The organism is Chryseobacterium salviniae, assembly GCF_035819015.1.
Lineage (GTDB): Bacteria > Bacteroidota > Bacteroidia > Flavobacteriales > Weeksellaceae > Chryseobacterium > Chryseobacterium salviniae.
Window position 1 is genome coordinate 1 of sequence record NZ_JAYLAA010000022.1, and the last position, 25,616, is coordinate 25,616.

Consider the following 25,616-nt stretch of genomic DNA (forward strand, 5'->3'; position numbering starts at 1 on the left):
GAGGTGAGGAAGTAAGAAGTGAGAAGTGAGAAGTGAGAAGTAAGAGGGGGATGTTCAGGGTTCAAGATTTAAGATTCAAGATTCAAGGTTCAAAGTTCAGGGTTTTAAGTTGAAGTTTAAGGTTCAATCAAGGTTCAGAGTTTTAAAGTTTAAAGTTTAAAGTTCAGGATATATTGTAGAAAATAAGCTGGCATATCATCATTCACTGGTTTACTTTTTATATTACCCAATTACCAATTACATATTACCCATTACTTATCAACATCCGATACCATTATTCATTCCTATAGTTCAAGGTTTATATCTTACCTTTCACTTCTTACTTCTCACATCTCACTTCTCACCTCTCACATCCTTAGCCCCGATAGCAGCGGTTACCCCACAGCAGGAGCCGGAAAGAAAGGCCTTTGGCAACGCAAAGGCCAGGCGCGAGGAGTAGAAGCGGATAGCAAGAGAAAGCTCCTGAAAAAATGGTGATGCTTTTTTATTGAATTCTCTTCGGGAGATTAGATTGTTGATTTGACTTATAATTTCGAATAAATAAAACAAGTAAGTAAGCTTACTAATAAGTTATTTATTATACTTCAGCAGTTTATTGATCTTAACTCTTGTTTTTAAAGAAACTTTATATGCTTCTTCTCTTAGTTTTTGTATTTTACCCACTGGCTGAAAAAAAGCTTTGCTTTCGTAAGGATTAAACGACAAAAGTTCATTTCCACAGGAAGCAGGATCTAATACATCTTTTTTTTCAATTCTAAGTTCTCCAATTTTAATGTATGGCGAGTTTTTCCACATAACATTTAGCTGATTAACAGGCTGGTTTTTCAGGTTGTAACAAAGCTGTATATAAACATCAGCCGTAAATGGATTTAATTTCAAATAATCTTCAACTGCTTCTTTCATCATTTTATTTTTATTAAATCTTCTATCAGCAGATTGAGGACTCAATTTAATTTTCATCATATAATCTCCAATACGGTATACACCCACGGAATGAAAATCAAAGGAAAGAATAAAATCATTTTTCTTACGCCATAGTTTAATGATGTTCTTTATAAATGAAGGTGTACAAGCAGAAGGAATCACTTTTGCAATTTGCGCAATTAAAGAAAAGCTGCTCCATTTTTTAACATAAAACTGATTTATTGATGTAAAAAGTTTGAGGAAAGTGCTTACGGAATTAATTGGAAATAAAGGGAAATTTACCAATGGATAATTGGCAATAAGATCACCTCGTTCATCTTTTATTTTTACGGCAAAACCGTAAGCAGGAATGTTTTTTTTACTTTTTGTAATTTTCAAATGCGCATTTGACATACGGATGGTAAGATCATAAAACTCTTTATCAAAAAATTGCTGAAGTTCTTGGGGAATTTCTTCACTGATTATTAATCTGCCTTTAGCAACAGCATACGTCTTAGCATGGGCATTTCGCGTGGCATAATTAACGTCGCTTAAAGAAGCAGACTGTTCCACAAAATCGGAAATGCTTTTTTTATTGATTTCAAAAAGTGCTCTTTCCTCGTCAGTCAGCTTATCATAGTCTTTATTATATTTCAATGGGTATGGCATCAGTTTTTTAAATCCAATTATAACGCCAACTTTCGGAAGTTCTGTTAACATAGTATTAAACATATCTGAATTTTTACTGGTTAATTTGATGAACAAAGTCGTATAAGTTTAAGCTGTTGATAATAAACATTTTAGTTCGGTATGGTTTTCAAGCTTAAAAAAAACTTACTGCACCATTTCCCCCGGCATGAAGCTGTAAAATCATATCTTTGTAAAAAATATTTAATTATGGGAGTAGCAGATATGTTATTTAAAAGAAAAAAAGAGCAGGCTGAAAAAAATCTGAAAGAAGGAAAAGAATATATGGAGGAATATGGCAAAAGGGAAACTGTTGTTCAGTTGCCAAGCGGATTGCAATATGAAATCATAAAGGACGGTGAAGGGGAAAAGCCTGGGCCAAGATCTACCGTAAAGTGCCATTATCATGGAACAACGATTAAAGGAAAAGTTTTCGATAGCTCTGTAAAAAGAGGAAAGCCTGCATCTTTCCCATTAAATAAAGTGATTGCGGGTTGGACAGAAGCATTGCAGCTAATGTCTGTCGGGAGCAAGTGGAGGCTTATTATTCCACCTCATTTAGCATATGGAGATCAACAGATCAGTAAAGAGATCGGGCCGAACAGTACACTTATTTTTGAAGTGGAGCTTCTTGAAATTAAGTAAATTCGTTAATATTTGATAATTAACTTTTACGGTATTTTTTTAAAGCAAGAAATTAAATAATAAATGTAATAAAATTTGTTACAATTAAAAATTTATTTATATTTGCAGTATAATTACGATGAACAATACAAGATTTGCTACGGCGATACATATTATGACTTTACTGGCGGAATCTGATCAGGAATGGCTCACTTCAGAATGGCTGGCCGGAAGTATTAATATTAATCCTGTAATGGTTCGTAAAGAAATAAGCGTACTTAGAGAAGCCGGACTTATTATCAGCAGGCAAGGGAAAGAGGGAGGAAGTCACCTTGCAAGAAAAGCTGATGATATAAAAATATCTGAAATTTATTTAGCAGTAAAAAATACAGAAGTATTGGGTAAGAAAAATAATAATCCGAATCCTGCGTGTCCCATAGGAAAAGAAATTAATAATCATCTTTATATATTGTTTTCTGAGACAAATCAGCTGGTTCTTAATTTCTTGGGTAATAAAACACTTCAGAAGTTTCTCGATCGTTTTAAATAAAAAATTTTGTGTATAAATGTAACAAAATATATTACAATTGATTTAAATATAAATATTATGAAAAAAGTAGCAGTAATTGGTGCCACAGGATTTGTAGGAAAACAAGTGGTCAATGAATTATCAAACAGAGGATACGAAGTGGAAGCTATTGTAAGAGACACTTCAAAAGTTCAGGAAAATGAACAAGTGAAAGCAAAAAGTGTTGATATTAATAATATCGACGAACTGGCAGAAGCACTGAAAGGCAATGACGCTGTTATTAATGCTTTTAACGCCGGCTGGACTAATCCTAATCTTTATGAAGATTTTCTGAACGGATCCGTTAATATCGAAAAAGCTGTTGAAAAATCAGGAGTTAAAAGATTTATTACCGTTGGCGGAGCGGGAAGCTTATATATTGATGGAAAACAATTGGTAGACGGCCCTGATTTTCCAGCTGAAATTAAGCCCGGAGCTACGGCAGCAAGAGATTATCTAAATAAAATTAAAGAAAATCATACCTTAGATTGGACTTTCTTTAGCCCTGCCATTGAAATGCACCAGGGAACAGCAGGTGTGAGAACCGGAAAATACAGAACCGCTCTGGAAAATCCTGTGTTCGATGAAAATGGAAGAAGCATTCTTTCTGTAGAAGATGTCGCAGTTGTCCTTGTAGATGAACTGGAGCAGAATAATCATATCAGAGAACGGTTTACGGCAGCTTATTGATAATATTAAAAAAATTTCGGCGGCACCAAAGGTGCCGCCGAAATCCTATCAATATAATAATCATAAGACTATAAACTCATAAACAGCTTCGGATTTACCGGGCTGTTATTTTTATGTACCTCATAATGAAGGTGAGGCCCTGTGGAACGGCCTGAATTTCCGGATTTCGCAATCACCTGTCCTACTTTCACTTTATCATTTACTTTGGCAACAAGCTTGGACAAATGCCCGTAAAGTGTCGCAAGGCCATTCCCATGAGAAACAATAACACAATTCCCGTAACCGCCTTTTTGGCCTGAGAAAATAACGGTTCCTGCAGCAGTGGCCACAACATCAGAACCAAAAGGAACAGCAATGTCTATCCCTTTATGAAACTGCATCTGATCTGCTTCAGCAGGCGGATTGTTCTTCTCTGCCGGTTTTGCATTGGCTGCAGTAGTTGAAGAAATATTTTCGGCAGCAGCTGCAGAACTGGATTGCGGTGTTACCATTACCTTTACCTGCCTTTTTTCACCATAGCTGTCGGTTACTTCAATAACTTTTTCTACAGGTTCTGCTTTTACTTCAGATGCCGTAGCTGCAGGTTTTGCCGCATTATTTTTTACAGCAGCAAAAACAGTTTTGAATGGAATAGGATTTTTTCTGATTCCGAAATTAGATGAAATATATCCTTCCGTAGGCATTCCCAGTGGAACCTGGAGCAGCTTTTTCTGAATATCCATCAGATATTGGCTATATCGGTTGGCTTGTTTGGCAAGATAAACAGAATTCGAAATGCTGTCTTTCTCTAAAACTTCCAGTTTCACATTCGGCACATCTTTTGATTTCAGGAAAGAGTTAAGCTGTGCTACCGTCTGATCTACCAATGTAAGATCAGTCTTCATTTTTAAGTAATCTACACTGTCTTTCTCAGTGTTTATTTTTACAAGGTTTACTTCATAATTCTTGTCATCCCGTTCGGAGTAAAGCTTCGCAATGAAGATTCCCTGTGCAAAAACGACAAGCAAAAGAGTTCCCAAAAGCACATTTACATTCTTTCTGGTGCTTAGAAATTTTTTCATTTTCCTTCTTAGTATAATTACAAAACAGTTTTAAGCCTGCAAATTTAATTAAAAATAAATTTCCACTGATGTTTAGCAAAAAATAAATGCTTTCCTGAATAACGGAAAATTAAACATTTCATTGTTCATTTATATTAATTTTTCAAATAAAATAGCTTTTATCATACCCTGAAAAGAGCTCATCATTCTTTGTTTTAATATATTTGCAGTTCACATTTCTATTATGGCTAAAAAGAAAACGAATACAGAATCGAATCCGAAAAAAAGCAAAAATGATGTTGCCGTAGGCGTGGTAGGAAGCGGAAGTTTTGCAACGGCTATCGTAAAAATGCTGGTAGAAAACTGCAAAACAGTACATTGGTGCGTAAGAAACGAATATGTAAAAGGTGCCATTGAACAGAGAGGACATAACCCTACTTATCTTACCGCAGTTAATTTCAACCTGAAAAACCTAAAGCTTACCACCGACATCAACGAGCTGGTAACCGCCTGTGAAACAATCGTTCTGGCTACACCTTCCATTTATCTTTCTGATACGTTGGATAAAATGACGTGTGATTATAAAAATAAAATTTTTGTTTCTGCCATTAAAGGGATTATACCTAAGGTAAATGATGTGGTTGCCCACTATCTGAGAGATGAATTCAAAATAGGATTCCGAAACCAGGCGGTTATTGCAGGGCCTTGTCACGCAGAAGAAGTCGCTATGGAAAGGCTTTCTTATCTTACGATAGCTACCGTGGAAGAAGAAACATCCGAAAAACTGGTCAATATTTTTAACTCAGATTTTATCAAGGTGCATTCCAGCAAAGACATTTTAGGAAACGAGTACAGTGCAATCCTCAAAAATATTTTTGCGATTGGTGCAGGTATCGCCAGCGGTTTAGGCTACGGAGACAACTTCACCGCAGTTTTTGTATCCAATGCCATCCGTGAAATGGAAACATTCCTGGAATCCATTTACGAAGCACCGAGAGATGTTAATGAAAGTGCGTATCTCGGGGATTTGCTTGTAACTGCTTATTCATTATTCTCAAGAAACAGAAACTTAGGAAACCTTATCGGAAAAGGATATACCGTGAAATCCGCAATCCAGTCGATGAATATGGTTGCGGAAGGATATTACGCTGCAGATTCCATTTATAAAACATCCAAAGATAAAGGTTTACAGCTTCCTATTGTTGATACCATTTACGGAATTCTTTATGAAGGGAAAAATGCTGAAAAACAATTTAAGAAACTAACGACAAAACTTAATTAATTCTAATATATAAAAAGTTCAGCATGATATTTTTGCCGATAACATTACATTATTAGTAACGATATCATGCTAATTTTTTTATTATAAAACCCGTTGTGTATTTTGCTGCCGAGTGAATGATAATTAAATCTTTGTCTTTCTTTATTAAATGAAATGCCATTGTCTATCTTAAAAAAAATAAAGATTTATTATAAAATTTGTCTTTCCCAGCGATAAAGAATTGTAAGGTTAAACAAAGAATTATAAAAATACTGACAATAAAGCTAAACAAAACCGTTTCACTTATTTTTCGAAAAACAATAATTCAAATGCACAACGGGTTATAAAACTCAGCTTAAATTTAACCTGATCGTCCAACCTAAAATCATGTTAAATTCCATAAACAAGTCAAGATTTTAAGAACTTTTCCCGAACTTTGAGATAATAAAATTTAAATTATGTCACAATCGCTTACAAGCAGAACGCCGAAACCCAAATATGACGTTGTTCTCATAGGTGGCGGAATCATGAGTGCCACTTTAGCAACATTATTACATGAATTTGACCCGGATCTTGAAATCGCCATCTTCGAAAGACTGGGAAGATTCGCCAAAGAAAGCACAGCTGCCTGGAATAATGCAGGAACAGGACATTCTGCGTTTTGTGAGCTCAACTATACCCCCGAAAAACCGGATGGCACAATCGATATCTCCAAAGCAGAAAGTATAGCTGAACAATTTGAAATTTCAAAACAATTTTGGTCTTATCTCATTAGCAAAGGATACATACAGCAGCCGAAGGACTTCATCAACTCATGTCCGCACATGAGTCTTGTATTTGGTGAAAAAGACGCCGAATACCTGAAAAAGCGCCATGAAAAAATGTCCGAATCAATTCTGTTTAAAGGAATGGAATTCACAACGGATCATAATAAACTGAAAGAATGGATTCCCCTTGTCATGAGTAAAAGAAACGGTTCCGAAGTAATGGCAGCCACTAAAATGGATATGGGAACGGATGTTAATTTCGGTACCCTTACCAGAAAAATGGGAAGGCATTTGCTGGAAGATTCCAATGTTGAAGTATTCTTATACCATGAAGTAAAAGATATTGATCCTAAAGAAGACGGAACCTGGGATATGAAAGTGAAAGACAGAATTCACAACCATAAGCAGGAAGTGGAAGCAGATTTTGTATTCATCGGAGCAGGAGGTTATTCTTTACCACTTCTGGACAGCTCAGATATAAAAGAAAGTGAAGGATACGGAGGTTTTCCGGTTTCCGGAGAATGGCTGGTAAGTCATAATCAGGAATTGGTGGAAAAACATCATGCAAAGGTATACACCCAGGCAACGGTAGATGCTCCGCCGATGTCCGTTCCTCATTTGGATCTGAGAATTATTGACGGTAAAAAAGCTTTACTGTTTGGGCCTTTCGCTGGGTTTTCAACAAAATTTCTCAAAGAGGGAAGTTATCTTGATCTTCCGGAAAGTGTGAATACAAAAAATATACGATCACTTTTCGGAGCCTGGTGGCACAATATTCCTTTAACGAAATACCTTATTCAGCAGGTAGCGATGACCAAGGCTCAACGAATTCAGCATCTGAGAGAATTTATCAAAGACGCTAAAGAAGAAGACTGGGAACTTAAAGTGGCCGGACAAAGGGTACAGATCATTAAAAAAGACGAAAAAAATGGCGGAAAGCTCGAATTCGGAACCGAAGTAGTGGTTAACAAGAAAGGAACGATAGCCTCGTTATTGGGAGCTTCACCCGGCGCATCAACTGCAGTATATGCTATGCTGAATGTACTGGAAAGATGCTTTCCCGAAAAACTTCATGGAGAATGGAGAGAAAAGCTGATGGAAATGATTCCTTCATACGGGCAAAAACTCAAATTCAACCCTGAGCTTACCGAAAAAATAAGAAATTATACAAAAGAAAAATTAGAACTCGAATATTAAGAAAGTAAGAAGTGAAAAGTAAGAAGGGAGTGGTCAAATGCACTGTCAGTTTACTTTTATACAATCAGCTTCTTATATTTTACTTTTCACGGCTTACTACATTAAAAATATGTCAGAAACCATTACAAAACCTGTTATTGTTAAAGAATTGCTGGAATCCCTTCAGACAGAAATCCAGGAAGAGCAGCAGGTAATTGTGCATTGTTGCTTCCCGGCTTCGCCCTTTTTGGGAAATCTGATCAGGATATGGCATTCTACCTATCTTTTCGATAATCAGTCGAATCACAAAAGCAGGCTGATTCATGCGGAAAATATTACCATTTATCCCAATTGGACTCCGGTACCTTTTATGAGAGACTTTTGGTTTACCCTTATTTTTTCAGGACTTCCCAAAGACTGTAAAAGCTTTGATCTGAAAGAAGTTATTCCCGAAGAAGGAGGATTTTTCGTAGAGTCGATCAAAAGAAACGCTTCCGATATCTACCGTGTGAAAATTTCGGAATCATATTAAGAAAATTCGTTTTGATTAATGAGATTTTCAATGCAATATTCCGTAATCGCAACAATGGTTACAAAAGGATTCACCCCAATTGTCCCGGGAATTAAAGAACCATCCAGCACAAAAAGATGATCATGATTTTTAAGTTTTCCAAATTCATTGGTTGCTTCGCCCAAAACACAGCCTCCTAAAGGATGGTAGCATATATTGGCGCCAAATCCATTTTTAAAAAGCAAATGTGCCCGTGTTCCTCCGTTAGCCTTATTCATTTTTTTAATGAAATAATCTGCATGCTCTTTCATTTTCTGCGTATGGCTTTCATTCCAGTCCAGAAGTAATTTTCCATTTTTATAAGAAACAGAACCTTTTTTATCAACTTTATTAATTTGCAGATACAAAGCCGTCGCAACGTCCATCCCCATTGGTAAAGGAGCAATCTCAGCAAAGAAAGGATATTTCGGGTCATCCCAATTATCAACACCGCCTACAGGGATTGTCGATTGTTGGGCGCCGGTTCCTCCTGAAAGCGGTTTCACCCAGTTTCTTCCCGTCATGAAATTTCCGTTATTGCCCCAGTTTTTACCCACATTTTCATGAAGAGGCAGATTGTTTTCAGCATTTGACTTTAACAGCAATTGTAAGGTTCCCATAGTTCCGGCAGCCAAAATCAGCTTTTTACAGTGAAAAACCTTTTCGACGATCGTTTTTCCGGAAGTATCAATTTGGTTGACATGCAAAGTGTACGATTTATCATCATTCAACGCAATATCATTAACAGAATGAAGATCGAAGATTTTTAAATTTCCGGTATCTAAAGCTTTTTGCAGATAAGTTTTATCCAAGCTGTTCTTTCCATGATTATTTCCATAAATAACTTCCGTTCTAAAAGCAGAACGCGGAACTTCGTTTTTATACTCTTTTTCCATGTAGTTAAAATCATAGACATTAGGAACACGTATTGTTTTGAAGCCTGCTTTATGAGCTTCAGCTTCACCTACTCTGGTAAACTTATAATAAGGACAGTCGTTTAAAAAATCTTCACGGATGATATTTACCTTTAATTCGGTTGTAGCTCTCGGAAAATAAGTATTGTAAAATTTTTCGGAATCAAGACGAGGGAAAACTTCTTCAAAATAATTTTTTTTGGGCGTTACGGCCATTCCGCCATTTACCAATGATCCGCCGCCAACTCCCCGTCCTATCCAGATATTGATATGCTCAAAATCCAGCCGGTCCAACACTCCGGTGAAAGGTTTTAGCCCAAAAATATTAAAAAAAGGGGCAATCGTTTTATTCTTAAGCCAGGCCGCACTTTTATCCGGTTTTAGCATACTGGAGTACGGAATTCCGGATTTTCCCCAATTCATGCCCATTTCAAGCATAATAACTTTTTTCCCGGCTTCGCAGAGACGAAGTGCAGCAACCGCACCTCCATATCCTGAACCAATAATGATGATGGGAGCTTCAATTTCTTCTTTGATCAATGATTTTGGCTGAGCAGCTTTAAACAAATTGGATTGTAAAAAATAAAAGCCACCGACAGCGAGAATGCTGGTTTTTAAAAATTCTTTTCTTTTCATATATATGTTTTTGCTTTGTATCCAAAAAATATGCTAAACTATTTATACTTATTATTGGGAATGTTTTTTCTAAGTTCAGGTTATGAACATTCCTACTGAATTGAACGGATTTTGAGCGATATGAAAATTAAAATATATGAAACTTTAAGAAATTTTTAAGTGAATTTTTCATGTTTGGCTTGATCCTTTCAGCTAAATTTGAGTAATATCAAATAATAAAATATGGAAATTTCTCTCAAGAACCAGGTTGCCATTGTCACCGGTGCTTCCAGCGGAATAGGCACGGGAATTGCAAAATCACTTGCCGCCGCCGGAGCTGCCGTCGTTGTAAATCACTCATCGGAACATTCAGCAGATGAAGCCCGTACCGTTTTGAAGGAAATAACGGAAGCTGGCGGAACAGGAATCACTTATCAATGTGATGTTTCCAGTGAAGAGGAGGTGATCAAAATGTTCCAGGATGTCATTTCACAATTCGGAACCGTTGATATTCTCATCAATAATGCAGGCGTACAGAAAGATGCGAAATTCACGGAAATGACCCTTGATCAATGGAACACGGTAATCAATATCAACCTTACAGGTCAGTTCTTATGTGCCCGCGAAGCCATTAAAGAATTTCTTCGCCGCGGGATTGATACCTCAAAATCGGTTGCGTGTGGAAAAATCATTCACATCAGTTCGGTTCACGAAGTCATTCCCTGGGCCGGACACGCCAATTACGCAGCCAGTAAAGGGGCAATCCGGATGTTGATGCAGACGCTGGCCCAGGAATACGGAGCCGATAAAATCCGTGTCAATTCCATTTGTCCGGGAGCCATACAGACTCCGATTAATAAAAACGCTTGGAGCACTCCCGAAGCCATGGATTCCCTGATGAAGCTTGTTCCGTACAACAGAATCGGCCAACCGGAAGACATTGGAAATCTGGCGGTATTTCTGGCCAGTGATCTGGCAGATTACATATCGGGTGCCAGTATCTTTGTAGACGGAGCAATGACGACCTTCGAAAGCTTTTCTACAGGAGGATAAAATTTGGGCGCACATTTCCGGCTTTCACTACTCGCTTTTTTCTGTTTTATCGGCGGCGGCTTTGCCGCCGCCGATAAAACAGAAAAAGAGCTCAAACAGGCCGTTCAATCCGGGGCGCATGTCCGGCAAAATAGAAAAGGAAGCCATTTCAATATTAATAGAAAATCTCTTTACGGCAATTTAAAAAGCTCAAAGAATGTTCCTTGTATTTCAAAAATAAGTGAAACGGCCTTGTTTATCTTAAAATATGAAAGCATATAATAAAATAATTTGTGTAGCCTTGCGGTTAACAAACAATGTTATTCACTTTAATACTTTCAGAACAGAAAGTATTATAAATCCATCGCTATCAATCATCATTAATCAATCATCAACAGCAGCATGAAAGAAAAAAAAAGACTTTCTGACGTCACCTGGAAAAAATGGGGACCTTATGTGAGCAATCGGGAATGGGGACTGGTACGCGAAGATTATAGTGCAGACGGTGATGCCTGGAATTATACGACCCACGACATGGCAGAAGCAAAAACAAACCGTTGGGGAGAAGAAGGCATCTGCGGAATTTGCGATGATCTTCAGAAGCTGGTATTTTCTTTCGGATTCTGGAACAAAAAGGATAAAATGGTGAAGGAAAGGTTCTTCGGGCTTACCAACGGACAGGGAAATCACGGAGAAGATGTAAAGGAATATTATTATTATCTGGATTCCACTCCTACGCATTCTTATATGAAGATGCTTTACAAATATCCTCAGAATGCATTTCCATATGAAGACCTCATCAAAACAAACGCAGAAAGAAGCAAGCAGGAACCTGAATACGAATTAATTGACACCGGGATTTTTGATAAAAATGAATATTTCGATATTTTTATTGAGTATGCAAAAGTAGATTCTCAGGATATTCTGATTCAGATTACGGTTGTCAATAAATCAGAGAATGCAGTTCCATTGGTCATTCTCCCGACTTTATGGTTCAGGAATACCTGGCGTTGGGGATATGATAATTATATTCCTATGATGAATTCTGAAAAGACGGATCATGTTGCGATTCAACATAAAGATTTAGAAATCAGAAATTTTTATGCAGAAAGCTCTGATCAGGTTGTATTCTGTGATAATGAAACCAACAATGAAAAGCTGTATCAATATCCCAACCAAAGTGATTATACCAAAGACGGAATCAATGAGTTCATCATTACCGGAAATTTACAGTCGGTAAATCCGAAAAATATTGGTACCAAGGCCGCTTTTTTAATTGATGAAAATTTTAACCCAAAAGAAGAAAAAGTTTTTAAATTCAGACTCACCGATAAAGATCTCACAAAACCCTTTTTCGATTTTGATGAAATTTTAAGCCAACGAAAAGAGGAAGCTGATGATTTTTATGAAGAAATTCAGGAAGGAATTGAAACGGAAGATGAAAAGCTTGTACAGCGGCAGGCTTTCGCTGGAATGCTCTGGAGCAAAATGTTTTACCATTACAATGTAGAAAAATGGCTGAAAGGAGATCCTGCACAGCCAAAACCGCCAAAATCACGTGAGAAAATAAGGAATTACGGATGGAAGCACCTCAACAATGAGCACATTATTTCCATGCCTGATAAATGGGAATATCCGTGGTATGCAACGTGGGATCTGGCATTCCATACCATCAGCTTTTCGATGATTGATCCTGATTTTGCCAAGCATCAGCTCAAACTATTTCTTTTTGAATGGTATATGCATCCCAACGGACAGCTTCCGGCTTATGAATGGGATTTTAATGATGTGAATCCTCCTGTTCACGCTTGGGCTGTTTTCCGGGTTTTTAAAATTGATGAATATTTAAAAGGAAAACCCGACCTGCAATTCCTGGAAAGTGCCTTTCAAAAACTGCTGATGAATTTTACCTGGTGGGTCAATAAAAAAGACAATAACGGCAATAATATTTTCGAAGGTGGATTTTTAGGATTGGATAATATTGGGGTTTTCGACCGTAATACACCGCTTCCCGACGGTGAGCACCTTGAGCAGTCGGACGGTACCAGCTGGATGGCAATGTTTGCCCTGAACATGATGAGAATTTCTTTGGAGCTTGCGTTATACAATAATGTCTACGAAGAAATGGCCATTAAGTTTTTTGAACATTTCCTGGCAATTGCCAATTCTCTTGCCAACATGGGTGAAGAATGCTTCAGCCTTTGGGATGATGAAGATGAGTTCTTTTATGATGCGCTTTCATTTGGAGAAAAGGATCATATGTACTTAAAAATAAGAACAATTGTAGGGCTTATTCCAATGTTTGCTGTAGAGGTTATTGATGATGAAATGATAGAAAATCTTCCGAATTTTAAAAAAAGAATGCAGTGGGTTCTGGATAATAAGCCGGAACTTGCTGCTTTAGTATCACATTGGGAAGTAAAAGGGGAAGATTCAAAACATCTGCTCTCCCTTCTCCGTGGCCACCGCTTGAAAAGGCTGCTCCACAGAATGCTGAATCCTGAAGAATTTTTGAGCGATTTCGGAGTTCGGGCCCTTTCTAAAGAGTATGAAAAGAATCCGTTTCATTTGCATCTGAATGGCAAAGATTACACGGTGGAATACACACCTGCTGAAAGTGATAGTAGGCTTTTCGGTGGAAACAGCAACTGGCGCGGCCCGGTATGGTTCCCGATAAATTTTTTAATTATTGAAAGCCTGCAACGCTTTTTCTTTTATTACAGTCCGGATTTTCTGGTAGAATGCCCTACGGGAAGCGGAAAGTTTTTAAATCTTGATCAGATTGCAGATGAACTGAGCAACAGGCTGGCAAAAATATTTTTAAAAGATAAAAATGGTGACCGACCTTTTAACAGACAATATCCAAGATTTCAGGCTGATCCGGATTTTAAGGATTATATTTTATTCTATGAATATTTTCACGGAGATAACGGACGTGGAGTAGGTGCATCCCACCAGACGGGTTGGACCGGCCTGATTGCAAAAACCCTCATGCCAAGATATTCAAAGAAAAAAATTGCTGAATCTGAAACCGAAATGCCGGATGATAAAAAATCTTAGTATTGGTAATGTAATTTTACTCAAAAATCTGCTGAATGATTTCCAGTGATGCTGGAATCCTGAAGTCTGTGATGTGATAATGGTAATACACCAGAATGCTGTCAAGAAAATCTTTTCTGTAGGATGAAGAAATTTTAATCCTGTAAGGATCTTCTGAAGAAAGAATTGCCAGCCATATTGCAGAGATCTCTTCATTAAAAATATGATGCATCAATTCGGAAGAAAAGGTACCTGTTTCCGGATCAAGGAATTTTCCACTATTTATTAGTGGAGCAACGCCTTGAATTTTTAGAATTTTGATAAGGAAAATTAAGTGAGACTGATAGTTTTGGTTTTCAAGTTCATTAATAAATTCTTCGAGGCAGAAAAATAAATGATGATTTTTATTTTCATGCTTTAAATTCTGGTTCAAAAAATCCGAAATGAAAAATACCACCGAATTGCAGCGGATATCAGTATAAATATCATTGCTTTTGATCATTTCAAACCGGGAAATGGTCTGTATTCCGTTCCCCCTCATGGGGAGCAGGGAAAAATTAAGTTTACTCAAAGGAAGCAGCAGGGCTTTTTTCTTATTCTTTTTGGTATAAATACCTTTCAGGAAATAAGACTGAAACCCTTCCTCTTCTGTAAAACAATGTACTACCGCATCATTTTCGCCGTATTTTATATAGGATAATAAAAAGCCGTTTTGTGAATTCATTAATTAACTACCGCAATCTTTGCCGTTGCTTTATCCGAGCCGTCTTCATTGGTCATCAGTACAAAATAAATCCCTGAAGCTACTCTTTTACCTCTTTGATTATTAAGATCCCATTCGTAATATCCTCCTCTTGCCACAGCAGAATGTACCACATTTCCGGCGGCATCTGCAATCCTGATATTGGTAACTTCGGCAAGGCCTTTTATAGTGACTTTTCCTTTAAAATTAGAATAAACTACAGGATTAGGATATACAAGAACATTTCCGAATTCTGAAGTAACATCAGCAACATCGCCTTGATAGGTTACAATTCCGTCATAAGAAACAAAGTATACTTTTCCTGTTTTTCTGTCTACCTTGATATCAGTAATACTGTTGGTCGGTAAGGGAGAATTTTCTTTAGTAAAACGTTTTATGGTTTGCTGGCCGTCTGCAGATAAGTAATACACACCTCCGCCGTCCACAGAAACCCACTTATGATCTCCGGCATCTACTTCAATCTGTAAGATTTGTGAATCTCTGAAAAGTTCTTCGCCCAGACCGTTTTGCTCAATAATAATAGGTTCTACCACAGCACTAGCAGGCGTTTTAACTGCTGAAACAGCATTTGGCAAAACTCTTATTCCCAGGTCTCCGCCAATCCATGCATCTCCGGATTTGTCCAACGCTACTGAAATATTTCCTCCTGAATTAGGGTCAAAACCGTTTGACTGATTCAAAATATAGGCGATGTCGTCTGAAGTATTTACCGTCTTTTTGGCGTCATAAGCTATTAGAGAACTTAATCTCGGGTTAGGGATCCACAATAAGCCTTCATAAAATAATGGTTTTTGCACAGCGCCTATTAATGTTGTATTTTTTATCAGAAAATCGTCTGTTGCCCTGTCGTATGCTCCTACTGCATTAAGCAAACCAAAATCCGGCCCGTCACTGGAAAAAGCCATAGTTACAAAAAGATTATTGGCATCATCAAAAGCCAATCCTACAGCACGTCTTGCAAAAAGATTATCTGTTCCTAGATTATAGTTTTTAGTGAAGGTAAAATCCTTACTGGATGCATTGTACTTCATTTTATACACTCCTCGTCCTGGTGCTGTAATATAATTTGTAAAGAAAACATCATCCGGATTTGCAGGATCTGAAACTACATCAAGCACATTAAATCTCGTCGTATTTCCTATAAAGTAGGATGGATAGATCCATTCCATACCGTTAAAATAATAAAAGCCGGGATTTTTCGGATTGTTAACCGCTGTATTAAATCTGTTTTCTCTTCCTCCTGTAGAAACCAGGATCTGATTTTCCCCATAAAGGCTCATTTTGTAAGCATAATTAAAATAAGGTCCATCCGGCTTGAACGTATTGCTGCTTTCATTTTTTATTCCTGATAATACGGTTCCGCCATAGACACTGCTTCCTACGGTAATTGCGGTATTACATTCTTCACCGAAAGCTACTGTATTGTTGAAGTTTCCGTTTGTATTGAAGGTATAAACCCTATTTAAATCTGTTACAACAATATTATTGCTGTTCACGACAACATCCCGTACATTGGTGAATGTTTGTGAAAGTGGAACCGAAGTCCCGCTGTTGTACAGGTATCCTGTTGTTGCGGATGAAAAGCTTAAAATACCTTCAGAATCAATATGTCTGAATGAGCCTGCCAATTCAGTGGTCCAGGTATTGAAAACCGGAAATGTGGTATTCATTTCGTGGCTTTTCAAACCGGTATTGGTTACCGAAAATACTTTATTGCCGAAAATTGTCGCTTCATTACTCGCTTCGTATATGCCCCCTGATAAAAAGAATGCAGAATCTTTAAATTCTTTTTTCTTAAGATCAAAAATGGAAACTCCGTAACCAACAGAAATAACCGCCATATCTCCTGTTATCGAAATATGGTTGATTCTTTTGCTTCCATTGTATCCTGTAGCAATAGGGATATCTACAACATAAGTGATTCCGTCGGGTGAAATGACGTCCAGAGAACCATTCTGATATCCTATAAGTGCAATTTTATTCTGCGGATTGTAATCGAAAGCTGAAATTTTAACCTCATGCAAGCCGTTTGCTTTGGACAGCTTGGTAATTTCACCTGATGAAATTGTATAATAAAAGATCCCGTTTTCTGCTGCTGCAACTATTTTTCCGTTATCTTCCTTCATGGCGGTAACGTTGTTATAGGAAAACAGGTCTGCCCATTTTTTTGAAGAAATAGTCTGTGCATTTGCAATTTGCAGGGATGCCAAAATACCAAGAGAAATTAAAGAGAGTTTTTTCATGCTTATGCTATTATACTGCTGTCAATTACCTGATTGTTCCAGGCAATATGTTTTATGTTTTTATTAGTGTCAAAAAAGAAATCTATCCGTCCTAACAAAAGCCCTGCCCAGCCTACCTGATTGACAAGAACTTTCTTACCTTGTCTGTTCACGAAAGTCTGGGGTTCCGGAAGGAAAGTATGGGTATGGCCGCCTAAAATGAGGTCGATATTTTCGGTTCTGGCAGCCAGGATTTTATCACTTACTTTATCAGGTTCATCCTTATAATCATAGCCGATGTGTGAAAGGCAGATCACAAGATCACATTTCTGTTCATTTTTAAGAAAATTGGAATAGTGCTGTGCAATATCTATCGGATCGGAATAGACTGTTTCGCCGTACTGTTTCTTGCCGACAAGTCCGTCCAGTTGAATTCCGACACCGAAAATTCCCACCTTAATTCCGTTTTTATTAAAGATTTTATAGTCAGATGTTTTTCCGTCAAGAACCGTATTTTTAAAATCATAGTTAGAACAGATAAAAGGAAACTTCGCATTTGGCAGCACCTTTAAAAATCCGTCCAGTCCGTTGTCAAAATCGTGATTTCCCATGGTGGAAGCGTCATATTTCATCATCGACATTAATCTGAATTCAAGCTCGCCGCCGAAGAAATTGAAATAAGGAGTTCCCTGGAAGATATCTCCGGAATCAAGAAGCAATATATTGGATTCCTGATTCCTGATCTGCTGAATCAGGCTTGCTCTTCTTGCAAAACCTCCTTGATTAGGATTTTTAGTGTAGCTTGCATCAAAAGGTTCAATTCTGCTGTGCTGATCGTTGGTATGAAGAATAGTCAGTTTATTTGCTGATTTAAAATCAACAAATTTCAGTTCTTCCGCCATCATCATATTTGGGGCTAAAGCCATTGCCAAAGTCCCGCCGCCTATTGCTTTTAAAAAACTTTTTCTGTTCATTGCTTCTTACCGATAAAATTTAAACGAATGTCTGTATTGGGATGTACTTCGGGGTTCTTCTTGAAATATTCAATAAAAAGATCTCTGAGTTTTATTCCCGTAGGAATCATTTGTCCCTTTGAGAAAAATTTCATGTTGTCGCCTCCCAAAGCCAGATAATCTGAAGTGGCGATGTAATATTCCTGATCTGCATTCACCGTCTTTCCGTTAATGAGCGACTTGGTAAGCTGTCCGTTGTTGGTTTCAATGTATAAATGCGAAACGGGATTGTTAACCTGTGTTTTCGCATAATAATCAAAAAGTCCCTGTAAATCTGATCCTTTCATTTTTACAATAATCACTTCATTTTCAAAAGGCATTACTTCAAATACATTTTTGAGCAGAATATCTCCTTTCCCGATACTGGTGCGGATTCCCCCAATGTTGATCAGGGCGGCATCTATATCTTTATTCAGGTTTTTTTTAGCCCATTCTTCAGCTCCGTCAAAAGTGTAGTCTGCCAGAAGATTGCCCAGATTGCTGTTGTCTCCCTGTTTGCTAAGATCTGCTCCGGTATAAGAGATTTTCTGGTTCATCTCTTTATCGAGTTTTTGCTTATAAGGTTCAATCACTTTTACAAACTCCTCATCATTTTTTAGCTCATTATTAATAGAAATATTCTTTCTGGTCTCCACATTCGCTACCTGTAACGGAGAAGCCGTTTTACAAGCGGAGAGCGCAGCCAGAGCAATTCCTAATAACAAGAATTTATTTTTCATATGCAGCAATTTATTTTTTTAAAGATCATTATGTAATCGCCAGTGTTGTAGTTTTTGTCTAAACAATTTAGGTATAGCGATTTCATATGAACTTTTTTAGTATATGCAAATATAATTATATGGATTTATAATACTATGAATCAAATAAAAAAACCGCAGAAATTTTCTGCGGTTGAAATTATTTTATTTTCTTAAAAATTCTATATAAAAAAATATATTACGACTACGAGGATTAATATAACGACTTGCCATGTAATTAATCATATTTCGGGACTTAATTTCTTTTGTTTTTCATTATTGTAAATTTATTAAATCAATAAAATATTCCATAATCAATATGTCGGAATTTCTTTATGGATTTCATCAAGAATATTAGGGATTTTATTCCAATTTACCCTTTCTTTTTTTGAAAGACTATCCAGTTCTTTACTATTATAGAATTTTATACAATGATTAAATACTTGTCTTTTTTGATAAATTCCTTTTAAGTCTTCGGGATATTGATTGACGGAATTAATTGAATCATACCTTATTTTTTTTACTTCATTATCAATTATTGGGTTCAATGATTTATCGAAAATTGCTATACCTAACGGATTATAGAATGAATGGTCTTTTTCCCAAAAAATATTCTCAATTTTTTTATCTTCAAACCCTTTTAAAACACATAAGCAAAATGCTCTGTTTTTGTACTCATTTTCCCAGTTATTAAAATTCCAGCTCTTTCTTTCTTCCTTCAGCTCTTTAGATACCGAACAGGATGATAAAATGAATAATGCTAGTATATATTTAATTTTAAAAAGAATATTTCTCATTTTCCTTAAACCAATATTACAATTTTAATTAAAACCGCAGAAATCTCTGCGGTTTTGATTAATAATCACTTTTTAAAAACTGTTTTCTCTTTCCCACTATGATATTCTGAAATTAAAACAATATTAAACAGACCGTTCTTTGTCTGTTTATAGACAGATTTAACAGAGTCAGGTTCACTCTCATAGTTTTTGGAATATTTTATAAAAGTATTTACAATTTCTCTTTTGCTTTTTTTTATTTCAATCTTTCCACCACCCGTCACTTCTCGGTCACTAAATTTTAAAAGAGGGTTAGGAGGCAGGTTTTCATCGACTATTGGAGCCATTCGGGATTTTAAAAAAGTTCTATAAGTTAAATAAGGACCTATAATTCTTTCTTTTCCATTCAGGCGTATACAGTAATTAATTCCATATTCATCAACTTCATAATTATAACCCCCTTTTAAGTAGATTTCATAACTATACTTTCCTATCTTAGCTTTATTAGGATAAATTTCTTGTGCGAAAATATTTGAAAAAGTAAGAATGATTATTAAAGAAAATATTGATTTCATGATATATTATGGTTTAAATTCCCAAATTCTAATTGATTTAATTCCTCCTGGAACACCATGTGCATTTGCTCCTCCAGGAATATGTCCATTTTGAATCAAGTCTACATGCCCGGTGTAGTTAGCTTGACTAGCATCATTGTTCACAATAACATATATACCTGTTTTTCCTTTTAAAAAAGCAGCTATCTTATTTGGATTGTTCGCATCAGCCCCTTCTAATTTATGTGTTGGATTTCCAAAAATTTTTTGCATGGCATCACCTGCTGTAACCGCCCTAATATAATAGTATCGGGGCTGTCCATTTATATCTGCGCCTCTCAAACTTAAACTATTTTGTGGAATCAATATTCCTAGTGCGTTCATTGCAAAAGACCATCTTACAGTGCAAGCATTTCTATAAATACCATTATCTCCACCCTTAGAAATATACAAACTTTTCAAAGGATCCCCAACTAATTCATAAACATCTTTTGCCGGCATTTGTTTAAAATAGCCAGGATATCCAGGATAAGGTAATTTTGGAAAAACACTTACAAATTGAGAATATGTAGGCATCTGTTTTGGTTGGTACTGTATTGTATTTTGTATATAATCTAAATTATCAATATACTCTCCATCTCGTCCTTCCGATTTTGTTATAAACCAATTTTCAAACTGCTCCCAAGAGACATTAGTATTCGCTGATTTAAACTGAATTGCCCACGTAATAAAGTCTTTCAATTGTTGATTAAATACATGAGCATAAAAATAATTATTCAGACCCCAGTAAAAATCCTGGCTATTCTCATTATTAATGGTTTGCTGAAGAACAGGAGATAATGTACTAATGAACTTTACATAGGCAAAATTGTTGGTACAGGTATGGTAGGGGTTAATAAATCTATCGTTCCTGGTTCAGAAGGATTTCCTGAACCTCCTCCTATAATTCCGGTACCGCCACCTCCATTGGTACAGCTTACTTCTTCTATTTTAATGTAAGTTTGCGGTTTCTTAGGATGTGTACATTCGCTCCATTGATCTACATTGTTCGCATTATGCTGTCCGGAGCCGCATTGCACATATACAACTGTTTCCTGATAACATTTACCATTCGCTTCAAATTTTCCGCTTACCAAATTAGCATCAGTAAGCACCGAACTCACTTTTCCTGTATAATTGATCCCGTTTCCTTTTAATAAGTTTGATTTCTCACTCGGCGAAAGATCATAGGTTACAACTTTTGTTTTAATATTTCCATCAGGATGTTCAATGACCACAATATTTTGAAAAGAGCATCTAAATCACTATTTAGGATTTTAAAGGTATATGTTTTCAAATTTCCATAGTCTAGGTATTCGACATGGTTATAATCAATAGAAATCTCTTGTTCATTTTTTAAAGAAAGTTTTTTTAATGAAGCTTTTTGAGCCATAGGATCATTTTTGCTCAGATTAATTGTCTTAAGAGAAATTTTTGATAATCCGTCACAATTTCGTCTTCGGAAGTAACAGTCTCTTGCCTGCAATTTAGGAACACTAATGCCAACAGCATTAGGAAATAAGTTTTTTTCATTTTTGGTTTTATTTTTTAAAGTTGTGAAATTATAATTTTTTTTTAATATTTCAATACAGGGAAAACCCCATATTTTTGTTCGCCGTTGTACGGTTTATTTTTTATCCCGATCGGTTACCTGTTTTCATCATTGTACATTTTTAAATTAAAATTCTTTTTCGCAAAATACATTGCATGACGGCAGCTTCTGCCGTCATACTTTTAGTTATGCCTTTAACAAAATTCGGGAGAGAATAAATGGAAAGGCACGGAGCAAAAAGCCAATCTGACAAAGAGGTACTGCGAAGAACCCAAAGGACAAGAAAGACTCCGCCCGTGCCAATATAGGTACACGGGCGTAAGTCTATCATAATTTGTCCTTTTAAAGAAGATTCGCAGTTTTCTTTGTACAAATTGATAGCTTACGCTTGTTTCGTTAAAATTATGGGTGCTAATATAAAAAATATTTCTATACGAAATCTTTAAATTTTAATTGCTTATTCCTTGTTTTGATTTTCATCCGCAGGCTTTTTTCCTTGAGGTGTTTACCTTTACTGCGCTATTCTTTGGATTGTTGATACTGTGTACTATTTTTGCCTTAGTATTCGTATGATACAGCTTTTTGTATAGAAAATTTTTTATATTTTTCTGTGATTTGAAACTGCTGTTCAGTATTTTTTATCCAGTAATCAATATTGTAGCTTTACTGTAGTATATTTTTATTCCAGTATTGAAGATTCAGAAGTATTATTTCAGATAAAAAATAACAAATAAATAAAAAGTTCTTCTTGTAAATCATTAAATTTGAAAAAAATTATTCTAACAGATGAGCATTTTAAAAGGAGTAGGTGTTGCGTTGGTAACACCCTTTAATGAAGATTTATCCGTAGATTTCGAAAGTCTTACCAAATTGGTGGATTACAACATCGAAAACGGAACCAATTATTTAGTTGTTTTGGGAACTACAGCAGAAGCTGCAACGCTTTCTGCGGATGAGAAGAAACAGGTGGTTGAGCATATCATTAAGGTTACAGATAAACGTGTCCCGCTAGTCCTTGGAATCGGCGGAAACAATACTCTTGAAGTTAAAAAACAAATTGAAGAAACAGATCTTTCTGCATTCGAAGCAGTACTTTCTGTGTCTCCTTACTATAACAAACCGAATCAGGAAGGACTTTATCAGCATTATAAAATGCTGGCTTCGACCGGTAAAAATATCATTATTTATAATGTTCCGTCAAGAACAGGACAAAATATTGAAGCGGAGACAACTCTTCGTCTTGCAAAAGAATTCCCAAATTTATTTATGATTAAGGAAGCGGCCCCGAATATTCTTCAGTATTTTGATATTTTAAGAAAAAAACCTGAAGGTTTTAATCTTGTTTCGGGTGATGACGAATTTACGCTTCCTGTTACGCTTGCGGGAGGAAACGGTGTGATTTCCGTGATCGGTCAGGCTTATCCAAAAGAGTTTTCTACCATGGTGCAGCTTGCATTTGACAGAAAAGTGGATGAAGCTTATGAAATTCATAACAAACTTGTAGAGATAACCAGATTGATTTTTGCCGAAGGAAATCCGTGCGGAATTAAAGTTGTTCTGGCTGAAAAAGGAATTATTAAAAATTATCTGCGGCTTCCTCTTGTGGCAGCTTCGGAAGGGTTGCATGCCAAAATAAAAGCTGAAATGGCGAATATTTAAAGGGATAAAGTTGTGAGAAGTGCGTAATGCTTTTAATTTACTGTTCCTTAAAAAATTACCATAATAAGTACAGGTGAAAGGTTTATAGCTTTCACCTTTTTTAATGAATTAAAAAAAGTTTAATTTCAATAATTTTTTAGATTGAATTTTTTATAAAAATTACACAATGAAATTTATAGAAGCTAAAGAAAAAGATATCCCGTTGATTCAGGACCTTGCAAAACGATCCTGGGAAGTTGCTTATGCTACAATACTTTCGTCTGACCAAATAGAATATATGCTCAGGACGTTGTATTCCCAAAATGAAATCAAAACACATTTAAAAAATCCCAATTACCGCTATTATCTGATTTGTGATGAATCCAACAACTCTTTTGAAGGCTTCATTGGTTATGAGCAAGGCTATCAGGAATATACCACAAAACTTCACCGGATTTATCTTGTGCCTGAAAGCAAAGGAAAAGGAATCGGTAAAGCTGCAATTGATTTTTTAAAAGAAAAAGTATCTTCCGGAAGCGATCGGAGAATTATTCTGAATGTGAATAAAAATAATATGGCAAAAAAATTCTACGAATCTCAGGGGTTTTCTGTATTTGATGAGGTGGTTGTAGATATTGGGAACGGCTACGTAATGGATGATTATCAAATGGAGTTTTTATTTCACGGAGATTTGACTTAAAATTATGTAAAAATAAAATATAATTCTATAAAATGTGATCTATTCTTTTTTTACATCTTTGCATTAGAACCAAGTCACATAAAATAACTATTTCATTTGCCTGGTCTCAAGCCGTTTTTTAAGCTTGATCAGTATATTTTTTTTCATCCTTAGTGTTTAAATTCCTGTATTTATCAATGCAGGAGTTTTTTTTATGATACTCCTAACACTATTTTTATTATATCACTTATAAATGATATAAAATGATTATATTTACCATTAGCATTAAATACATATAATAAGGATGAAAATGTATGTGAAATTTGATTTCAATACCCTCTGCATGAAGGTGCTGGAAGAAAAACTAAAAGACTATGGACTGAAATACAGGCTTCTTAATTTCGGAGAGGTTGAATTATATGAGTCCCTTACCCAGGAACAATGTAAAGTTTTCAGGGAAAATCTTGAAGATTATGGGATTGAAATTGTTGAAGGCCAGAAAACTGCATTGGTACAGAAAATAAAAGACACCATCACGGAATTTGTAAGCTCCGACGAAGCGATACCCGTAAAAGCTTCCATTTATATTTCCGAAAAACTCAATCACAGCTATGGATATTTATCAAACGTTTTTTCAGAAGTTGCTCATTCGTCGATTGAAAATTTTATCATCATCCAGAAGGTAGAATATGCCAAAGAACTCATTATCAGCAGAAGTTTTAACCTCACTGAAATTGCTCAGAGGCTAAATTATTCCAGTGTTGCACATTTGAGTACTCAGTTTAAGAATCTCACCGGAATTACGCCGTCTTATTTCCAGAAAATTATTTCCATGAGAAGAAAAATACAACATCAGAATACCCTTTATTCCAAATCATTATGAACAAAGAATATCTCAATGTGGTTCTGGCAGATCCTGATGAAGGTAATCTTATTCTTCTTAGAAATATATTGCAGGAATTTAAAATTCAGGTCAAAATAAAAGCATTCAGTAATGGAATTGCGCTGATGGATTATCTTGCAAAAGATGACATAGTTCCAGAAGTGATATTTATAAATTATCAACTACCGCTTAAAGATTGTCTCGAATGCCTGAATGAAATTAAATCCCACCAAAAGTTTGATCCTATGACAACCATCATATATTCTGAATTTATATCTGCCGAAGAACAAGAACAAATCCTTCTGAATGGAGCCAACGTCTTTATGAAAAAGCCTGATAACTATAGAGATATGAAGAAAAAAGTTAATGATATTATATCGATAGCTTGGCAATACCACACTTCAGGACTAAATAAAAATTATTTTATCATGAAGGTGTGAAAAAAAGTCACGAATTATTTTGGAATTAAAATTAAAGTTCTATATTTGTACATCAAGTTTCACCTGGGGGTGAAAATAATCAGAAAGTAAATTCTGATTTTCTTACCGGACATTTACAGGAATAAAATAAATTGAATGTGCGCTAAAAGTAATTTAATAATAAACTAAATTATATAATCAAAATGTAGTTAAACAAAATGAATTACGTTAATTTCCGGCCATAGAGCGCAGAAGATCTTTAAACAAAACGGTACAATCATGAAAACTCGAAAGATAAAGAATATTGGTTTATCCGTTCTTTATCAAGCCAAGTTAGTTTTTATAAATAAGCAGGTTGGAAGATAATTCATTTTGTTTTTACTTTATTATCAAAAAAACATCACATCACACCAAAATACATTCACACCACATCACAAAATATTATGATGATGAAGTAATTTCTTCAAATAACAGT

23 protein-coding genes are annotated in these 25,616 nt (G+C 35.9%); 12 read left to right on the top strand and 11 right to left on the bottom strand.

Annotated features, from left to right (window positions below):
* Nucleotides 1–570 precede the first annotated feature (570 nt).
* On the bottom strand, nucleotides 571–1,635 hold the full coding sequence (locus SOP96_RS06375) for a catalase family protein (protein ID WP_326320162.1): 1,065 nt from the start codon (nucleotides 1,633–1,635) through the stop codon (nucleotides 571–573).
* 165 nt (nucleotides 1,636–1,800) lie between these two features.
* On the opposite strand from SOP96_RS06375, the gene SOP96_RS06380 reads away from it, so the two are divergent.
* From SOP96_RS06380 to SOP96_RS06390, 3 genes are all read left to right on the top strand, one after another.
* The gene (locus tag SOP96_RS06380) at nucleotides 1,801–2,235 is read left to right on the top strand and encodes an FKBP-type peptidyl-prolyl cis-trans isomerase (protein WP_326320163.1); all 435 of its coding nucleotides are present in this window, start codon (nucleotides 1,801–1,803) and stop codon (nucleotides 2,233–2,235) included.
* A 118-nt stretch (nucleotides 2,236–2,353) separates the two neighbouring features.
* On the top strand, nucleotides 2,354–2,764 hold the full coding sequence (locus SOP96_RS06385; protein WP_326320164.1) for an Rrf2 family transcriptional regulator: 411 nt from the start codon (nucleotides 2,354–2,356) through the stop codon (nucleotides 2,762–2,764).
* Between the two features lie 57 nt (nucleotides 2,765–2,821).
* The gene (locus SOP96_RS06390) at nucleotides 2,822–3,472 is read left to right on the top strand and encodes an NAD(P)-dependent oxidoreductase (RefSeq protein WP_326320165.1); all 651 of its coding nucleotides are present in this window, start codon (nucleotides 2,822–2,824) and stop codon (nucleotides 3,470–3,472) included.
* A 68-nt stretch (nucleotides 3,473–3,540) separates the two neighbouring features.
* On the opposite strand, the gene SOP96_RS06395 is transcribed toward SOP96_RS06390, so the two are convergent.
* A complete protein-coding gene (locus SOP96_RS06395; protein WP_326320166.1) occupies nucleotides 3,541–4,533 on the bottom strand; it encodes a M23 family metallopeptidase in 993 nt (330 codons plus the stop codon).
* Between the two features lie 223 nt (nucleotides 4,534–4,756).
* Between SOP96_RS06395 and SOP96_RS06400 the strand changes: the two genes are divergently transcribed.
* The 3 genes from SOP96_RS06400 (at nucleotide 4,757) to SOP96_RS06410 (ending at nucleotide 8,248) form a co-directional block, all read left to right on the top strand.
* Nucleotides 4,757–5,794: an NAD(P)H-dependent glycerol-3-phosphate dehydrogenase gene (locus tag SOP96_RS06400; RefSeq protein WP_326320167.1), complete on the top strand. Its 1,038-nt coding sequence runs from the start codon at nucleotides 4,757–4,759 to the stop codon at nucleotides 5,792–5,794.
* A 437-nt stretch (nucleotides 5,795–6,231) separates the two neighbouring features.
* Nucleotides 6,232–7,737, top strand: a complete 1,506-nt coding sequence (mqo, locus tag SOP96_RS06405) for a malate dehydrogenase (quinone) (protein WP_326320168.1) — start codon at nucleotides 6,232–6,234, stop codon at nucleotides 7,735–7,737.
* 109 nt (nucleotides 7,738–7,846) lie between these two features.
* Nucleotides 7,847–8,248 (top strand): hypothetical protein, encoded by a 402-nt coding sequence (locus SOP96_RS06410; RefSeq protein WP_326320169.1) that lies wholly within the window; start codon nucleotides 7,847–7,849, stop codon nucleotides 8,246–8,248.
* Here the strand turns inward: SOP96_RS06410 and SOP96_RS06415 are convergent.
* The gene (locus tag SOP96_RS06415) at nucleotides 8,245–9,816 is read right to left on the bottom strand and encodes a GMC family oxidoreductase N-terminal domain-containing protein (protein WP_326320170.1); all 1,572 of its coding nucleotides are present in this window, start codon (nucleotides 9,814–9,816) and stop codon (nucleotides 8,245–8,247) included. The genes SOP96_RS06410 and SOP96_RS06415 overlap by 4 nt on opposite strands.
* A 222-nt stretch (nucleotides 9,817–10,038) precedes the next feature.
* Here SOP96_RS06415 and SOP96_RS06420 point away from each other — a divergent pair, with 222 nt between their 5' ends.
* Nucleotides 10,039–10,848, top strand: a complete 810-nt coding sequence (locus SOP96_RS06420; RefSeq protein WP_326320171.1) for a glucose 1-dehydrogenase — start codon at nucleotides 10,039–10,041, stop codon at nucleotides 10,846–10,848.
* A gap of 381 nt (nucleotides 10,849–11,229) precedes the next feature.
* Nucleotides 11,230–13,887: an MGH1-like glycoside hydrolase domain-containing protein gene (locus SOP96_RS06425; RefSeq protein WP_326320172.1), complete on the top strand. Its 2,658-nt coding sequence runs from the start codon at nucleotides 11,230–11,232 to the stop codon at nucleotides 13,885–13,887.
* Between the two features lie 16 nt (nucleotides 13,888–13,903).
* Here SOP96_RS06425 and recO read toward each other — a convergent pair whose 3' ends face one another.
* The 8 genes from recO to SOP96_RS06465 all read right to left on the bottom strand — a co-directional run bounded on the left by recO (nucleotide 13,904) and on the right by SOP96_RS06465 (nucleotide 21,208).
* Nucleotides 13,904–14,590: a DNA repair protein RecO gene (gene recO, locus SOP96_RS06430; RefSeq protein ID WP_326320173.1), complete on the bottom strand. Its 687-nt coding sequence runs from the start codon at nucleotides 14,588–14,590 to the stop codon at nucleotides 13,904–13,906.
* On the bottom strand, nucleotides 14,590–16,872 hold the full coding sequence (gene porZ / locus SOP96_RS06435) for a type IX secretion system anionic LPS delivery protein PorZ (protein ID WP_326320174.1): 2,283 nt from the start codon (nucleotides 16,870–16,872) through the stop codon (nucleotides 14,590–14,592). The genes recO and porZ overlap by 1 nt, the downstream gene beginning before the upstream one ends.
* A gap of 2 nt (nucleotides 16,873–16,874) precedes the next feature.
* Nucleotides 16,875–17,825 carry a bifunctional metallophosphatase/5'-nucleotidase gene (locus SOP96_RS06440; RefSeq protein WP_326320175.1) on the bottom strand — a complete coding sequence of 317 codons (951 nt, stop codon included), beginning with the start codon at nucleotides 17,823–17,825 and terminating at the stop codon, nucleotides 16,875–16,877.
* Nucleotides 17,822–18,583 carry a 5'-nucleotidase C-terminal domain-containing protein gene (locus tag SOP96_RS06445; RefSeq protein WP_326320176.1) on the bottom strand — a complete coding sequence of 254 codons (762 nt, stop codon included), beginning with the start codon at nucleotides 18,581–18,583 and terminating at the stop codon, nucleotides 17,822–17,824. The genes SOP96_RS06440 and SOP96_RS06445 overlap by 4 nt, the downstream gene beginning before the upstream one ends.
* A 332-nt stretch (nucleotides 18,584–18,915) precedes the next feature.
* On the bottom strand, nucleotides 18,916–19,398 hold the full coding sequence (locus SOP96_RS06450) for a hypothetical protein (protein WP_326320177.1): 483 nt from the start codon (nucleotides 19,396–19,398) through the stop codon (nucleotides 18,916–18,918).
* 65 nt (nucleotides 19,399–19,463) lie between these two features.
* Nucleotides 19,464–19,952 (bottom strand): hypothetical protein, encoded by a 489-nt coding sequence (locus SOP96_RS06455; protein ID WP_326320178.1) that lies wholly within the window; start codon nucleotides 19,950–19,952, stop codon nucleotides 19,464–19,466.
* Nucleotides 19,953–19,958: 6 nt separating this feature from the next.
* Entirely contained in the window at nucleotides 19,959–20,672 is a 714-nt protein-coding gene (locus SOP96_RS06460; protein WP_326320179.1) for a T6SS effector amidase Tae4 family protein, read from the bottom strand.
* 113 nt (nucleotides 20,673–20,785) lie between these two features.
* Nucleotides 20,786–21,208, bottom strand: coding sequence for a hypothetical protein (locus SOP96_RS06465; RefSeq protein ID WP_326320180.1), 423 nt, complete (start codon nucleotides 21,206–21,208; stop codon nucleotides 20,786–20,788).
* Between the two features lie 1,100 nt (nucleotides 21,209–22,308).
* Between SOP96_RS06465 and dapA the strand changes: the two genes are divergently transcribed.
* The 4 genes from dapA (at nucleotide 22,309) to SOP96_RS06485 (ending at nucleotide 25,162) form a co-directional block, all read left to right on the top strand.
* Complete coding sequence (gene dapA, locus SOP96_RS06470) at nucleotides 22,309–23,181, top strand: 4-hydroxy-tetrahydrodipicolinate synthase (protein ID WP_326320181.1); 873 nt, start codon at nucleotides 22,309–22,311, stop codon at nucleotides 23,179–23,181.
* Nucleotides 23,182–23,347: 166 nt separating this feature from the next.
* Nucleotides 23,348–23,860: a GNAT family N-acetyltransferase gene (locus tag SOP96_RS06475; RefSeq protein WP_326320182.1), complete on the top strand. Its 513-nt coding sequence runs from the start codon at nucleotides 23,348–23,350 to the stop codon at nucleotides 23,858–23,860.
* A 283-nt stretch (nucleotides 23,861–24,143) separates the two neighbouring features.
* Complete coding sequence (locus SOP96_RS06480; protein WP_326320183.1) at nucleotides 24,144–24,722, top strand: helix-turn-helix domain-containing protein; 579 nt, start codon at nucleotides 24,144–24,146, stop codon at nucleotides 24,720–24,722.
* Nucleotides 24,719–25,162 (top strand): response regulator, encoded by a 444-nt coding sequence (locus SOP96_RS06485; RefSeq protein ID WP_326320184.1) that lies wholly within the window; start codon nucleotides 24,719–24,721, stop codon nucleotides 25,160–25,162. The genes SOP96_RS06480 and SOP96_RS06485 overlap by 4 nt, the downstream gene beginning before the upstream one ends.
* Nucleotides 25,163–25,616 lie beyond the last annotated feature (454 nt).

Coding starts and splice junctions, on each gene's coding strand:
- porZ (WP_326320174.1), bottom strand. CDS start 16,872: ATGAAAAAACTCTCTTTAATTTCTCTTGGTATTTTGGCATCCCTGCAA.
- dapA (WP_326320181.1), top strand. CDS start 22,309: ATGAGCATTTTAAAAGGAGTAGGTGTTGCGTTGGTAACACCCTTTAAT.
- SOP96_RS06400 (WP_326320167.1), top strand. CDS start 4,757: ATGGCTAAAAAGAAAACGAATACAGAATCGAATCCGAAAAAAAGCAAA.
- SOP96_RS06475 (WP_326320182.1), top strand. CDS start 23,348: ATGAAATTTATAGAAGCTAAAGAAAAAGATATCCCGTTGATTCAGGAC.
- SOP96_RS06385 (WP_326320164.1), top strand. CDS start 2,354: ATGAACAATACAAGATTTGCTACGGCGATACATATTATGACTTTACTG.
- SOP96_RS06420 (WP_326320171.1), top strand. CDS start 10,039: ATGGAAATTTCTCTCAAGAACCAGGTTGCCATTGTCACCGGTGCTTCC.
- SOP96_RS06450 (WP_326320177.1), bottom strand. CDS start 19,398: ATGAGAAATATTCTTTTTAAAATTAAATATATACTAGCATTATTCATT.
- SOP96_RS06480 (WP_326320183.1), top strand. CDS start 24,144: ATGAAAATGTATGTGAAATTTGATTTCAATACCCTCTGCATGAAGGTG.
- SOP96_RS06415 (WP_326320170.1), bottom strand. CDS start 9,816: ATGAAAAGAAAAGAATTTTTAAAAACCAGCATTCTCGCTGTCGGTGGC.
- SOP96_RS06445 (WP_326320176.1), bottom strand. CDS start 18,583: ATGAAAAATAAATTCTTGTTATTAGGAATTGCTCTGGCTGCGCTCTCC.
- SOP96_RS06380 (WP_326320163.1), top strand. CDS start 1,801: ATGGGAGTAGCAGATATGTTATTTAAAAGAAAAAAAGAGCAGGCTGAA.
- SOP96_RS06455 (WP_326320178.1), bottom strand. CDS start 19,952: ATGAAATCAATATTTTCTTTAATAATCATTCTTACTTTTTCAAATATT.
- SOP96_RS06375 (WP_326320162.1), bottom strand. CDS start 1,635: ATGTTTAATACTATGTTAACAGAACTTCCGAAAGTTGGCGTTATAATT.
- recO (WP_326320173.1), bottom strand. CDS start 14,590: ATGAATTCACAAAACGGCTTTTTATTATCCTATATAAAATACGGCGAA.
- SOP96_RS06425 (WP_326320172.1), top strand. CDS start 11,230: ATGAAAGAAAAAAAAAGACTTTCTGACGTCACCTGGAAAAAATGGGGA.
- SOP96_RS06390 (WP_326320165.1), top strand. CDS start 2,822: ATGAAAAAAGTAGCAGTAATTGGTGCCACAGGATTTGTAGGAAAACAA.
- SOP96_RS06410 (WP_326320169.1), top strand. CDS start 7,847: ATGTCAGAAACCATTACAAAACCTGTTATTGTTAAAGAATTGCTGGAA.
- SOP96_RS06395 (WP_326320166.1), bottom strand. CDS start 4,533: ATGAAAAAATTTCTAAGCACCAGAAAGAATGTAAATGTGCTTTTGGGA.
- mqo (WP_326320168.1), top strand. CDS start 6,232: ATGTCACAATCGCTTACAAGCAGAACGCCGAAACCCAAATATGACGTT.
- SOP96_RS06485 (WP_326320184.1), top strand. CDS start 24,719: ATGAACAAAGAATATCTCAATGTGGTTCTGGCAGATCCTGATGAAGGT.
- SOP96_RS06440 (WP_326320175.1), bottom strand. CDS start 17,825: ATGAACAGAAAAAGTTTTTTAAAAGCAATAGGCGGCGGGACTTTGGCA.